This window comes from Monashia sp. HAY1-2A, assembly GCF_056755315.1.
Genome location: NZ_JBNDHY010000032.1, coordinates 22,701 through 36,284 on the forward strand (window position 1 = coordinate 22,701; position 13,584 = coordinate 36,284).

Here is a 13,584-nt window from a genome sequence, read left to right on the forward strand (position 1 = left end):
AGGGGTAGGAATGGCCGAACAGGTCAAGGGGCGCAGGGCTCCGGCGCGCGGCACGACGAGCCGCGGGATCCGTCACGTCACGCAGCCGCTCGCGCAGACGCTCGGGCACGCCACCGGACGCGTCGCGCGGCGCACCGAGGGCGTGTGGCGGCCGGTCGCCGGCGTGCTGCACTGGGTGTCGCCGCTCGGGTGGACGATCCTCGTGCTCGGGCTCGCCTGCTGGTTCGTCGGGGCCGGGTGGGGCTGGACCGAGCTGCTCATGGTGGCCGCGGCCGCTCTCGTGCTCTTCGCCGTCTGCTTCGTCCTGGCCCTCGGGCGCACGAAGGTGCGCATCCTCGCGGAGGTCGACCCCCGACGCGTCGTCGTCGGCGAGCCGGCCACCGGCCGCATCGTCGTGACGAACGAGGCGCGCACGCCGATGCTGCCGATCCTCGTCGAGCTGCCGGTCGGCCTGTCGGCCGCGCGCTTCGTCCTGCCGGCCCTGACGCCGGGCCACGCGCACGAGGAGCTCTTCGTCGTGCCGACCTCCCGCCGTGGGGTCATCCAGGTCGGGCCGGCCACGACGGTCCAGGGCGACCCGCTCGGGCTCATGCGTCGGACCCTGAGGTGGACCGAGCGCACCGAGCTGTTCGTGCACCCGCGGACCGTCGCCCTCGAGTCGCTCGGCGCCGGCCTGCTGCGCGACCTCGAGGGCAGCACGACCGAGGACGTCTCGATGAGCGACCTCGCCTTCCACGCGCTGCGGGAGTACCAGCCCGGCGACGACCGCCGCTACATCCACTGGCGCAGCTCGGCCAAGGCCGGCAGGCTGCTCGTGCGCCAGTTCCTCGACACCCGGCGCTCGCACGTGACGATCGTCGTCGACCCGGACCCCGAGCAGTACCGGTCCGGACACGGCCGCACCGGTCGGACCGACCGCGACGTCGAGCGGGACGTCATGGCTGCCAACGCGCCGACGGCGATCCAGGCCGACGTCGAGACGGCGATCTCGGTCGGCGCCTCGATCATGGTGCGGGTCATGCTCGACGAGCAGGACTGCACCATGGTGTGCGGTGACGAGAAGGTCTCCAGGTCGGTCCCGCAGGTCGGTCTCGACGCCCTGTCGCGGGTGGAGCCCGGCCCCATCGACCTGTTCTCCGTGTCGCTCGACGCCACCGACCTCGCCCCCGACACGTCGACGGTCTTCGTCGTCACCGGCCCGCACCGCCCGTTCATCGAGCTGCAGCGCGCGGCCGGGCAGTTCCCGCCGGAGGTGACCCGCGTCGTCGTCGTCGTCGACCCGGAGGCCGACCACGGCATCCGCCGCGGCGGCGGGCTGACGATCCTGACGCTGAGCGCGCTCGAGGACCTCCGGTCCCTCCTGTTCACCGGAGTCGCCCGATGAGCCAGACCCGAATCCCCGCCCCGCCGCCGAGCGCCCTCGTGCGCCCACCGAGCGTCGGCGAGAAGGTGGGCGCACAGCTGGCCCGGCTGCGTCCGACGGTGCCGCACCTCGTCGACGCCGGGTTCACCGTGGTCCTCGTCGGCATCGCACTCGTCGGCTTCCGCACGACCTTCTTCGGCCTCGGCTGGCTCTGGGTCGGGCTCGCGGGCCTGGTCCTCGGCCTGCTCGTCGCCCACGTGACCGCAGCCTTCCGCGCCGTCGGCGCCGTGACCCTGCTGAGCACCGCCGCCGTCTACCTCCTCCTTGCCGGGCCGATCGCCGTGCGCGAGGACCTCCTCGCGGGGTTCATCCCCTCGGGCGCGACGTTCGGGACCCTCGTGCACATGGCCGTGCCCGGCTGGAAGGAGCTGCTGACGGCGCTGCCGCCGGTCGACTCCGAGGGCCCGTACCTGGCGCTGCCGTTCCTCTTCGGCCTCGCCGGCGCCGCCCTGACCCACGGTGTCGCCCGCCGCTGGCCCGGAGCGGTCCTCGCGCTCGTCGCGCCCGTGGCCCTCCTCGTCGCCTCCATCGTCCTCGGCACCCTGACGCCGGCCGCGGTGCTCGTGCAGGGTGCCGTGTTCGCGCTCGTCGCCATCGGCTGGACGGCGCTGCGCAGCAACCGCAACCGCCCGGCCCTGCAGAACGGTGCCGGGCGCACGACGCGTGCCGTCACCACCGCGGGCCTGCTCGCGGTGGCGACGGTCGGCGGGTTCTTCGTCGGGCCGATGCTGCCCGGCGCCGACCACCCCCGCACCGTCTTCCGCTCCTCCCTCGTGCCGCCGTTCGACGTCAGCCAGTACGCGTCGCCGCTCGCCGGCTTCCGCCAGTACACCGAGCCCAACGCCTCCCACCAGTTCGACACGACGCTGCTCACCGTCCGGGGCCTGCCGGCCGGCGTCCCGCTGCGCTTTGCCGCGCTCGACTCCTACGACGGGTTCGTCTGGGGCGCAGGCAACCTCGCCAACCTCGGCGACGGCCCCGAGGCCGACGGCACGAGCTTCCGCAAGGTCGGCACGCACATCGCCGCCGAGGGCCCGGGCCAGGAGGTCACGGCCACGGTGGCCGTGCCGGCGGGCGGCTACAGCGACGTCTGGCTGCCGACGTTCGGCACGGTGACCGGTCTCGACTTCGGCGGCGCCCGCCGCGACCGGCTCGCCGACGACCTGCGCTTCAACGTCGACACCAACACCGGCGTCCTGCCCGAGAAGCTGGCCCCCGGCGACGAGTACACGGTCACCGCCCACGTCCAGGCGCCGCCGGCCCAGCTGCCGAAGAGCGCGGACGTTGCCGACGGGTCGACGGTCGACGCGTCGTCGCTGTCGTTCCTCGACGACAAGGTGACGCCGTGGACCGACCGGGTCGACGGTCAGTGGCAGAAGGTCGCGGCGGTCGCCAAGGCCCTCCAGGACGGCGCCTACACCGACGGCGGGGCCCCGGGCGACTACCAGAACGTCTTCCTGCCGGGCCACAGCCTGCTGCGGATGAGCCAGTTCATGCGGTCGACGCAGCTGGCCGGCAACGACGAGCAGTACGCGGCCGCGTACGCCCTCATCGCGAACCGGCTCGGCGTGCCGGCGCGCGTCGTCCTGGGCGCCGTCCCCGAACCGGGCGGCGTCGTCAAGGGCAAGGACGTCCGCGCCTGGGTCGAGGTCAAGCTCACCGACGACACGTGGCTGCCGATCCTGGCCACCCAGTTCGTGCCCGACCGCAACAAGAAGCCGCAGCAGCTGATCCGCAAGTCCGAGGAGAAGAAGACCGGCGCGCAGGTGCCGCCGCCCGCGGCCAACAACCCGCCGAGCGTCCTGCAGGGCCCGGACCAGGCGCAGAACGCGACCCAGCTGCGCAACCCGCCGAAGGACGACAACCCCCTCGACCCCGACAACTGGCCGGACTGGCTGCGCTGGCTCGTCTTCTACGTCGTGCTGCCCCTCCTCGTCCTCCTCGCCGTGTACGGCGCGATCCGGGGCGCCAAGTGGCTGCGCCGCCGGCGTCGGCGCACGACGGGCGCCCCGGCCACCAGGGTCACCGGTGGCTGGCGCGAGATCATCGACACGGCCCGCGACCTACGAATGCCCCTGCCCGCCAAGGGAACCCGCATCGAGCAAGCCCGGGCACTCGAGCTGCACGTCGACGGACCGCCACGGCCGAGGCCGAGCGTCGTCGTCGACGGGGCGCTCATGGGCGTCCCCCCTCGGGCGGGTGGGCCGGTGCCGCCGAGCCCCGATCCCGAGCCCCTGGCCGTCGGCGGTGGCGGCGGGTCCACCCCGAGCGGCCTGCAGCTCGTCCCGGTCGCCGCGGCCGCCGACGGCCACGTCTTCGACGTCGACGAGCCGACCGACGAGGAGGTCGAGGCCTTCTGGGCCGACGTCGACACCGCCCGCAGGCGGCTGCGTTCGGGTCGGTCGTTCTGGCAGCGGCTGCGCGCCGACGTGTCGCTGCGCACCTTCCGTCACCACCTGCCCACCGGCTCGGGCCTGGCGCCTGCGGTCCGCCGCACGTCGCGCTCGGGCCCGGGGTCGGCGTCGGCCTCGGTGTCCTCATCGGCGTCACAGCGCCGGGGACGGGCGGGGCGGGCCGGCGTCGGCACGGCCCCGCCGGGCACCCGGGCCGGCCGACGTGGCGGCCTCGGAGCCGCCCGACGCTCCGGGCACACCGGTGACCCCGGCGGGCGTGGGCGGGCCGGGCACCCCGGGCGCCCGGGACGGGCCGGCCTCGGAGACCGAGCCACCCGCCGGAGGAGCACCAACGAGAGCACGAAGGGTGACGCGTGAAGCTGAAGTTCGTCCTCCGGTCCGGTGACCGGGAGACCGATCTCGTCGCGACGACCGACTCGGCCACGACCGTCGGCGACCTCGCCGGCTACCTCGCGGCCGCCGACCCGAACCGGAGCAGCGTCCTCGGGGTCGACGAGCCGATGACCCTCGCCCTCGTCGACCAGGAGATGCGCGGCCTCGACCCGCGCGCGACGGTCGCCGAGAGCGGCCTGCAGTCCGGCATGCGCGTCACCGTGACGCGGGCCGGTGAGGGCTTCGTCGACCGTGGCCGCCCGGCCGCGGTCGCCGTCATCCGCTCGGGCCCCGACGCCGGTCGCGAGTTCCCGCTCTCGCGCGGCACCGCCTACGTCGGGCGCGGGCGCGGCTGCGAGGTGCACCTGACCGACGAGTCGGTCTCGCGGCAGCACGCCAAGCTCGTCGTCCAGGAGGTCGTCGAGGTCGTCGACCTCGGCTCGGCCAACGGGATCACGGCCGGCGGCCAGCAGGTCACCCGCGCGCACCTCAAGAGCGGCGACGTCATCCGCCTCGGCGACACCGAGCTCGAGGTGCACCTGACCGGCGACGGCGCCGTGGCGCGCCCGGGCAGCGGCGTGCTGTCCGGTGACGCCGGCACGGTCCAGTTCTCGCGCTCGCCGCGCGTCGCCCCGCTCTTCGAGGGCCAAGAGTTCCAGGTCCCCGACCTGCCCGAGCGCGGCAAGAGCAACCCGATGCCCCTCGTGGCGATGCTGGTTCCGCTGCTCATGGGCATCTTCGTGTTCGCGCTGACGAAGAGCCCGTACTCCATCGTCTTCATGCTGATGATGCCGCTCATGATGGCCGGCACGTACTACGAGGGCCGGCGACAGCAGCGCAAGGACTTCGAGCAGGCGATGCGTGACTTCACCGAGGACCTCGGCCTGCTGTCCGAACGCATCAGGGCCTCCCTCGAGCGCGAGGGCCACGTCCGCCGTGGCGAGCAGCCGAGCGGCACCGACTGCCTCGTCGCGGTCCGCGACCGCAGCGCCCTGCTGTGGACGCGACGCCGCGACACCCCGGGCTTCGGTGAGCTGCGCCTCGGCCTCGGCACGCGTCCGTCGCGTTCCCCCATCACGATGCCTGCCGTCGGCCGGTCCAAGGCCGAGGCGTGGCTCGCGGTCTCCGAGCAGCTGTCCGGGCTCGAGGTCGTCCACGACGTCCCCGTCGTCGCGACCCCGCTCGGCACCGGCGCCGTCGGAGTGGCCGGTCCGCGGCAGAGCGCCCTGGGCGCGGCTCGCTCGCTCCTCGTCCAGGCGGTGGCCCTGCACTCGCCGGCCGAGCTGGCCGTCTGCTCGTTCGCCTCGGGCAGCTCGGCCCGCGACTGGGACTTCCTCAAGTGGCTGCCGCACACCAGCTCGCCGCACAGCCCGGTCGAGGTCGCCCACCTCGCCGGCAGCGCGCCGGCCTGCTCGGCGCTCGCCGACGCGCTCGAGGACCTCATCGCCGCGAAGGGCACGCCGAAGGAGCAGGAGGCCGCGAGCGCCGGCCGGCCGTCGGTGCTCGTCCTCGTCGAGAGCGACGCCCCCATCGAGCGCAGCCGCCTCGTCGCGATCGCCGAGCGCGGGCACCAGCACGGCGTCATCGTCGTGTGGGTGGCCGAGACCCAGCAGCTGCTGCCGGCGGCCTGCCACACCTTCCTCGTCGTCGAGGGCGACGAACGCTCCCTCGCCGGCTACGTCCACGAGGGCGAGGAGGTCCAGCCCGTCGCCGTCGACCGCATCGGCTACGACGAGGCGATGGCCTGCGCCCGCGCCCTGTCGCCCGTCGTCGACGCCGGGGTGCCGGTCGACGACGCGAGCGACCTGCCCCGCTCGGTGTCGCTGCTCACCCTCGCCGGCACCGAGCTGGCCCGGGCCGAGGAGTCGGTGATCGAGAAGTGGGGCGAGTCGCGCTCGATCCTCACCGGCCCCTACGCACCGGCGGTCCTGCCCCGCAAGCCCGGCAACCTTCGCGCCGTCGTCGGGCAGTCGAGCCAGGGCACGTTCTCGGTCGACATCCGCTCCGACGGCCCGCACGCCCTCGTCGGCGGCACGACGGGTGCCGGCAAGTCCGAGCTGCTGCAGGCCTGGATCCTCGGCATGGCCTCGGCGCACTCCCCGCAGCGGGTGACGTTCCTGCTCGTCGACTACAAGGGCGGGTCGGCCTTCCGCGACTGCGTCAAGCTGCCGCACACGGTGGGCCTCGTCACCGACCTCTCGCCCCACCTGGTCCGGCGGGCCCTCGCCTCGCTGGCCGCCGAGCTGCACTACCGCGAGCACCTGCTGGCCCGCTTCAAGGCCAAGGACCTCGTCGAGCTCGAGCGTCGCGGCGAGGTCGAGGCGCCGCCCTCGCTCATCATCGTCGTCGACGAGTTCGCCGCCCTCGTCCAGGAGGTGCCCGAGTTCGTCGACGGCGTCGTCAACGTCGCCCAGCGCGGCCGGTCGCTCGGCCTGCACCTCATCCTGGCCACGCAGCGCCCCGCCGGCGTCATCAAGGACAACCTGCGCGCCAACACCAACCTGCGCATGGCGCTGCGGATGGCCGACGAGAACGACTCCGAGGACGTCCTCGGCAGCAAGGAGGCGGCCTTCTTCGACCCGGCGCTGCCCGGCCGCGCCGTGAGCAAGACCGGTCCGGGGCGCCTCGTGCCCTTCCAGACCGGGTACGCGGGAGGCTGGACCTCCGACGTCCCGCCGCCGCCGGAGATGAAGGTCGAGACGCTGACCTTCGGCGCGGGAACCGAGTGGGAGCCGCCGCGTCGCGAGGACGGCGACGACAACGCCGACCTGGGGCCCACCGACATCCAGCGCCTCGTCGCGACCCTCGGCCGCGCCGCCCGACGCGCCGAGCTGCCCCGGCCGCGCAAGCCGTGGCTGCCCGACCTGCGTCCGGTCTACGACCTCGCGACGCTGCCGACCCAGCGCCGCGACGACGAGCTCGTCTTCGGCGTCGCCGACGACCCGGACAACCAGGCCCAGCCCGAGGTGGCGTTCCGTCCCGACAAGGAGGGGAACATCGCCGTCTACGGCACGTCCGGCTCGGGCAAGTCGGTGTTCCTGCGGACCATCGCCATCGCCGCCGGCTACACGGTCCGCGGCGGACCCTGCCACGTGTACGGACTCGACTTCGGCAACCGCGGTCTGGCGATGCTGGAGACCCTGCCGCACGTCGGCTCCATCGTCCCGGGCGGCGACCACGAGCGCGTGACCCGGCTACTGCGGATGCTGCGGGCCACCATCGACGAGCGCGCCGGCCGGTACTCCGCCGTGAGCGCCGCGACGATCACCGACTACCGGCGCCTCTCCGGCCGCACCGACGAGCCTCGCATCGTCGTCCTCATCGACGGCATGACGGCCTTCCGGCAGGCCTACGAGGTCGGTGGCCGGTTCCAGTGGCTCGACCTGCTCGCCGGCCTCGCCGCCGACGGCCGACCGGTCGGCGTGCACTTCATCATCGCCTCGGACCAGCGCACCGGGCTGCCGACCAACCTCGCCGCGGCCGTGCAGGGCCGGGTCATCCTGCGCATGAGCAGCACCGAGGACTACTCGGTCTTCGGCGTCCCGGGCGACGTCCTGACGATGGCCTCGCCCCCGGGCCGTGGTCTCGTGAACGGCGCCGAGGTGCAGGTCGCGGTGCTCGGCGGCTCATCGGACGTCACGGTCCAGGCCGCGGCGGTCGAGGCGTTCGCCGACGCGACGCACAAGGCCGGCGTCTCGCAGGCGCCGCCCATCGAGTCGCTCGCCGACGCCATCCCGCTCGGTGACCTGCCGCCCGAGCGCGGGGGCCGGCCCGTCGTGGGCGTCGCGTCCTCCTCGCTCGAGCCGCACGGCTTCGACCCCAAGGGCACGTTCGTCATCACCGGCCCCTCGGGCTCGGGCCGCACGACGGCGATGGCGGCCACGGCCGCGGGCCTGTACCGGTTCAGCTCGCAGTCGGCGCTCTACCTCATGACACCGCGGCGCGGCTCCGAGCTGCTCGACCTCGGCATCTGGGCCGAGACCGCGGTCGGCGGCGAGGCGACGTCCACCCTGGCGTCGAGGCTGGCCGCGGACGTGGAGGAGGGGCGCATCCTGCGTCCGGTCGCGGTGTTCGTCGAGCGGGTCGACGACCTCGCGCCGTCCGGGGCCGAGAACGCGCTGACGACGCTCGTCAAGGCGTGCGTCGACAACGACCAGCTCGTCGTGGCCGAGGGCGAGGCGGCGTTCTTCTCGAGCAACTTCGGGCTCCAGGCGCTGCTCAAGACGTCCCGGTCCGGCATCGCCCTGCACCCCGACGGCAACGAGGGCCTGTCGGTCTTCAAGGCGAACCTGCCCGCGCTCAACCGGGCCGAGCTGCCCGAGGGCCGCGGCTTCATCGTCGAGAAGGGCAGGTTCGAGCTGCTTCAGGTGGCGCTGCCGTGACGGAGAGATGGACGTCGATCCCCTTGTCGCGCAGACGAACCCGCCGGTCCGCGACCACGCTCGGGGTGGCGGCGTCCGCTCGGGCAGCGTCGTGGGGAGTGCTCCCCATCGACCGGGCGGGGGTGCTGCCCTAGGTTCATGCATGTCGACGAACGGTGCGACGCGGGAGGAAGGCCCCGCACCACCGCGAACGTCACGAGAGGTACGCGGCCGGCCGACAGGGGTGGGCCCGACAGCAACGGACTTCCCGAAGGACTCGGGGGAACACAGGCAAAGGAGAAGGTCATGGCTTGGCTCGGAATGAACGACGATGAGGTCAACGCCCAGGGCAACGTGCTGCAGCAGCAGGCCGAGGCCATCCAGAAGCTCATCACGAAGGTCGACCAGGAGGTCGAGTCCCTCAAGCAGAACTGGCAGGGCGACGACTCCAAGCAGTTCGAGCAGGAGTGGACCGGCACGCACCGTCCCGAACTGCAGAAGGCCCAGAAGCTGCTCACGGAGATGAAGACGACGATCGACCGCGAGGTCCAGCAGCAGCGCGAGACGTCCTCGCAGTACTGATCGCCCACCACTCGTCCACACAACGCAGACTTCTGAAGGGGAACTGACATGGCTGTTTACAAGAAGGGCATGAACGCCGACGCGGTGTCCGCGTCCGGTGACAAGCTCGTCGGCTACAAGGGCGAGCTCGACGGCATCGTCGAGGCCGTCAACAGCGCCGTCTCGCAGATCAAGGGCAACTGGGGCGGCTCGGACGCCGACCGCTTCCAGAGCGACTGGCACGGGCAGCGCCAGGTCGTCTCGGCCGCCGGCGACAAGCTCGACGCCATGGGCAAGAAGTGCAAGACCAACGCCGAGGCGCAGAAGAGCACGTCGGCCAAGTGAGCCGAGCCGGTGCCTTCTCGGCGCCGGTCCCGAGCCGCCGAAGGGTGGCCGTTCCCCAGGGGAGGAACGGCCACCCTTCGGCATGTCCTCGGCGGCGCGCCAGCTCGGGGAGGTCGCCGTGGGGAGCGCAGGAGGTGGAGAACCGCCCACGAGACGTCACGAATTGGCGTTCGAGCGCCGGTTGCCCGTAGATTCTTCGTACAGAAAGCGCAAACACCGAAGTTTCTCCGGACAGGAGGTCCCCGTGAGCCTGTTTCCCTCCGTGGCCGTCGTCGCCGACCGGCCCGGCCTCGCCGAGGCCCTGACCCACCGGGGTTGCGTCCCCGCAGCACCGGACGCCGCCGACGCCCTCGTCGTCGACGCGGCCCGGGCCGGTGAGGGGTCCGTGCGCGGGGCCCTGGCCTCGGGTCGTGGCGTGGTCGTCCTCGGTGCGCTGTCGGTCCCATCGGGGGCGCCGTTCGTCGGCGTCGGTGCCGGCGACACCGTGCCGGCAGGTCCGGTGAGCTCCGCGACCCGGATCGAACGGGACACCGAGGTCGGCGAGGACCTGCTGGCCCGCGTCGACCTCGGGGCGCTGACCGCCACCGGTGCGCTCGAGGTCCTCGCCCCGGCCCGCCCGCTCCTCGTCGCCGGCGGGGTCCCCGTGGCCGCCGTCGCTGCCCCCTCGGACCTCGAGGCCCCGGCCACCGGCACCGGTCGCATCGTCGTCCTCGCCGTCGACGCCGCCGGTGAGGTCGGGGAGCGCAGCCTCGCCGACCTCGTCCACAACGCCGTCTCGCACGTCGCGCCCCGCCCCGAGCGTCGCACCGCGGTCGCGAGGCACGCGCTCGTCGAGACCGACGCGTGGGCCGGGCTCAAGGCCGCGGTCACCGACCTGCGTGCGCTGCAGGCCTCCGACGGCTCGGTGCCCGACAGCGCCGACCACGCCGCTGCCGCCGCGCACGTCGGCCGCATCGTCGCCGGGGTCCAGGGCCTTGCTCCGCACCTGCCGCACGACGCCGACTACCTCGAGGCGCTCGTCAAGGACTTCGGCCGCTGGGCCGACGGCGGCTTCGAGGTGCCGGACTTCTACGACTCGCTCGTCGCCTTCGCGCCGGCGCAGAACCGCCGGGACGGCCTGCCGCACCTCGTCGTCTTCCCGATGTACACCCAGAACGGCAACCCGCACCGGCAGGTCGAGGCCGTCCTGCTCGAGGTCATCTGGCCCGACTTCGTCGCGCAGCTCGAGGGCGGCGAGTACTCCAACCCGCTCTTCCTGCCGATCCGGTTCCTCGACTTCACGGCCGGCTATGACACGAACTCGGCCGTGCTGTTCCCCGAGACGGTCGCCATGCGCGAGGTCCCGACGTTCACGTGGGGCGGCATCTTCGCCGACCGCGAGGCGGCCCGCTTCCGCCGCGTCGTCACCGAGGCGGCGTCGGTGACCCGCCTGTCGCTGCCGCCGGACGCTGCCCGCCTCCTCGCCGACCAGCAGCTGGCCGAGCACACGTTCGTCATGTGGGACCTCATCCACGACCGCACCCACATGCACGGCGACCTGCCCTTCGACCCGTTCATGGTCAAGCAGCGGATGCCGTACTTCCTCTACTCGCTCGAGGAGCTGCGCTGCGACCTCACGGCCTTCCGCGAGGCCGTCGCGCTCGAGGCCCAGGGCCACCCGTACGCGCGGCTCGTGCAGTACGCGGTGCTCTTCGACCGGATCTTCCGCTTCGCCGTCACCGGCGACCGCACCCGCAACTACGACGGCCTCGGCGGTCAGCTGCTCTTCTCGTGGCTGCACCAGAAGGGCGTCCTGCACTGGACCGACAACCGCCTCACCGTGGAGTGGGAGAACGTCGCCGAGCCGGTGCTCGAGCTCGGCCGGGCGGTCGAGGAGCTCTACTGGACGTCCATCGACCGGCCCAAGGTCGCCCACTGGCTCGCCGCCTACGACCTCGTCGCGTCGGTGCTGACGCCGCACCCGATGTCCACGTGGGCCCGTCACCGCGGGGGCGACCTCGGGGCGCTGCCGCTCGACGGCCCGCCCAAGGGGCTGACCGACGCCGTGCTGCCCGACGAGTTCCCGCTGTCGATGTTCTACGAAGCCTTGGCGAAGAAGATGAAGGGTGTCATCGAGTCGACCTCCGGCATCACCGGGGCGAGCGCGTGACGACGGACGGCCGGCCCGAGGGCCAGCGCGTCGTCGTCGTCACCGGAGCCACCGGGGGGACCGGCCGCGCGACATGCGTCGCGCTGGCCGAGCGGGGCGAGCGCGTCGTCGCGGTCGGTCGCGACGACGCCTCGCTCGCCGCCCTGGCCAACGACGTCGGCTCGGAGCTCCTCGTGACGCGGGTCTGCGACCTGCTCGACGGCGAGGCGGTGGGCGCGCTCGCCGCGGAGCTCGTCGAGACGTTCGGTGGCGTCGACGCCCTCTTCCACCTCGTCGGCGGGTGGCGCGGCGGCACGCGGTTCACCGAGTCGACCGACGACGACTGGCGCTGGCTGTCGGGCAACCTCGTCGACACGCTCCGGCACACGACGCTCGCGCTGCACGACCCCCTCGTGGCCTCGGGACGTGGCCGCGTCGCCATCGTCAGCGCGGCGGCCGCCTCGAAGCCGACCGCCGGCAACGCCGCGTACGCCGCGGCCAAGTCGGCCGCCGAGACGTGGGTCGCCGCGCTCGCCGACTCGTTCGCGTCCTCGGGCGACGGCGACCGGACCCCGGGTTCGGCCGCGACGGTCGGTGTGGTGAAGTGGATCGGCGAGGGCCGCACCGCGACCCGGCCCGACGAGGTCGCCACCTGGCTCGCCGGCCTCCTCGACGGTGACGCTGCGTCCCTCAACGGTGCGCGCGTCGAGCTGTGGCCGGGCGAGGGAAGCGACTGAGCCGGAACGCAGCGGGCCCACCGGGCCAGACGGAGCGGAGAGTCCCTCCGGGACCGCCGGCCGCGCCAGCCACCAGAGCCCACCGACAGGACAAGGGGAGCGCGTGACCACCCTGCACGACCCCGCGACGCGCGGCTTCGCGTCGGACAACTACGCCGGACTGCACCCCGAGGTGCTCGCCGCGCTCGCCGCCGCCAACGGCGGCCACGAGGTCGCCTACGGCGAGGACGCGTACACCGCGCGCCTCCAGGAGGTCGTCGCCGGCCACGTGGGCACGGCGGCCACGACGTGGCCGGTCTTCAACGGCACCGGCGCCAACGTCGTCGCGCTCCAGGCGCTGCTGCCGCGCTGGGGCGCCGTCGTGTGCGCGGAGACCGCACACGTCAACACCGACGAGAACGGCGCGCCGGAACGGATGGGCGGGATCAAGCTGCTCACCGTGCCGACCCCCGACGGCAAGCTGACGCCCGAGCTCGTCGACCGGCAGGCCTGGGGCTTCGGCGACGAGCACCGCGCGCAGCCGCTCGTCGTGTCGATCACGCAGACCACCGAGCTCGGCACGTGCTACACCCCGGAGGAGGTCCGCGCGATCACCGAGCACGCCCACTCCCTCGGCATGCGGGTCCACCTCGACGGTGCCCGCATCTCCAACGCCGCCGCCACCCTCGGCACGCCGATCTCGGAGTTCACCGGGGCGGCCGGCGTCGACGTCGTCAGCCTCGGTGGCACGAAGAACGGCGCCCTGGCGGCCGAGGCCGTCGTCGTCGTGGACCCCGAGCTCGCCGCCGACCCGACGCTCGGGCTCGTGCACGTGCGCAAGCTGTCGATGCAGCTCGCCTCCAAGATGCGGTTCGTCTCCGCCCAGCTGCTCGCTCTCTACGACGGCGACCTGTGGCTGCGGTCGGCCGCGCACGCCAACGCGATGGCGGCGCGCCTGGCCGCCGGGGTGGAGCCGCTCGCCGGCGTGACCATCCAGCGTCCCGTGCAGGCCAACGCCGTCTTCGCCGTGCTCGACCGGGACGTCGCGAACGCGCTGCGCGAGAGGTTCCGGTTCTACGACTGGGACGCGGCCACCGGTGAGGTGCGCTGGATGTGCTCGTGGGACACGACCGAGGCCGACGTCGACGCCTTCGTCACCGAGCTGACCCGCCTGCTGCGCGGCTGAGCACGACGGGCGGCCACCCTCGAGCTGTCTCTTATACACATCTCCGAGCCCACGAGACGCGTAGTAATCTGGGGGGGG

Annotated in this window: 8 protein-coding genes; all 8 read left to right on the top strand. The window is 73.3% G+C overall.

What is annotated here, in order from left to right; genetic code table 11:
- Nucleotides 1-10: 10 nt before the first annotated feature.
- The 8 genes from ACPYOM_RS06945 to ACPYOM_RS06980 all read left to right on the top strand — a co-directional run bounded on the left by ACPYOM_RS06945 (nucleotide 11) and on the right by ACPYOM_RS06980 (nucleotide 13,506).
- On the top strand, nucleotides 11-1,384 hold the full coding sequence (locus ACPYOM_RS06945; protein ID WP_481345407.1) for a DUF58 domain-containing protein: 1,374 nt from the start codon (nucleotides 11-13) through the stop codon (nucleotides 1,382-1,384).
- Nucleotides 1,381-4,194 (top strand): transglutaminaseTgpA domain-containing protein, encoded by a 2,814-nt coding sequence (locus ACPYOM_RS06950; protein ID WP_481345408.1) that lies wholly within the window; start codon nucleotides 1,381-1,383, stop codon nucleotides 4,192-4,194. Before ACPYOM_RS06945 ends, ACPYOM_RS06950 begins: the two co-directional genes overlap by 4 nt.
- On the top strand, nucleotides 4,191-8,591 hold the full coding sequence (locus tag ACPYOM_RS06955; RefSeq protein ID WP_481345409.1) for an FtsK/SpoIIIE domain-containing protein: 4,401 nt from the start codon (nucleotides 4,191-4,193) through the stop codon (nucleotides 8,589-8,591). Before ACPYOM_RS06950 ends, ACPYOM_RS06955 begins: the two co-directional genes overlap by 4 nt.
- Before the next feature lie 285 nt (nucleotides 8,592-8,876).
- On the top strand, nucleotides 8,877-9,152 hold the full coding sequence (locus ACPYOM_RS06960; protein ID WP_481342007.1) for a WXG100 family type VII secretion target: 276 nt from the start codon (nucleotides 8,877-8,879) through the stop codon (nucleotides 9,150-9,152).
- Nucleotides 9,153-9,200: 48 nt separating this feature from the next.
- Nucleotides 9,201-9,476 carry a WXG100 family type VII secretion target gene (locus ACPYOM_RS06965; RefSeq protein WP_481342006.1) on the top strand — a complete coding sequence of 92 codons (276 nt, stop codon included), beginning with the start codon at nucleotides 9,201-9,203 and terminating at the stop codon, nucleotides 9,474-9,476.
- A gap of 700 nt (nucleotides 9,477-10,176) precedes the next feature.
- Complete coding sequence (locus tag ACPYOM_RS06970) at nucleotides 10,177-11,625, top strand: DUF6421 family protein (protein WP_481345411.1); 1,449 nt, start codon at nucleotides 10,177-10,179, stop codon at nucleotides 11,623-11,625.
- On the top strand, nucleotides 11,622-12,341 hold the full coding sequence (locus ACPYOM_RS06975) for an SDR family oxidoreductase (protein ID WP_481345410.1): 720 nt from the start codon (nucleotides 11,622-11,624) through the stop codon (nucleotides 12,339-12,341). The genes ACPYOM_RS06970 and ACPYOM_RS06975 overlap by 4 nt, the downstream gene beginning before the upstream one ends.
- A 103-nt stretch (nucleotides 12,342-12,444) precedes the next feature.
- On the top strand, nucleotides 12,445-13,506 hold the full coding sequence (locus ACPYOM_RS06980) for a threonine aldolase family protein (RefSeq protein WP_481342004.1): 1,062 nt from the start codon (nucleotides 12,445-12,447) through the stop codon (nucleotides 13,504-13,506).
- The last annotated feature ends 78 nt before the right edge of the window (nucleotides 13,507-13,584 follow it).

What these genes read in the sequence shown, in the direction of transcription:
- ACPYOM_RS06960 (WP_481342007.1), top strand. Translation starts at nt 8,877, where the DNA reads ATGGCTTGGCTCGGAATGAACGACGATGAGGTCAACGCCCAGGGCAAC.
- ACPYOM_RS06950 (WP_481345408.1), top strand. Translation starts at nt 1,381, where the DNA reads ATGAGCCAGACCCGAATCCCCGCCCCGCCGCCGAGCGCCCTCGTGCGC.
- ACPYOM_RS06945 (WP_481345407.1), top strand. Translation starts at nt 11, where the DNA reads ATGGCCGAACAGGTCAAGGGGCGCAGGGCTCCGGCGCGCGGCACGACG.
- ACPYOM_RS06965 (WP_481342006.1), top strand. Translation starts at nt 9,201, where the DNA reads ATGGCTGTTTACAAGAAGGGCATGAACGCCGACGCGGTGTCCGCGTCC.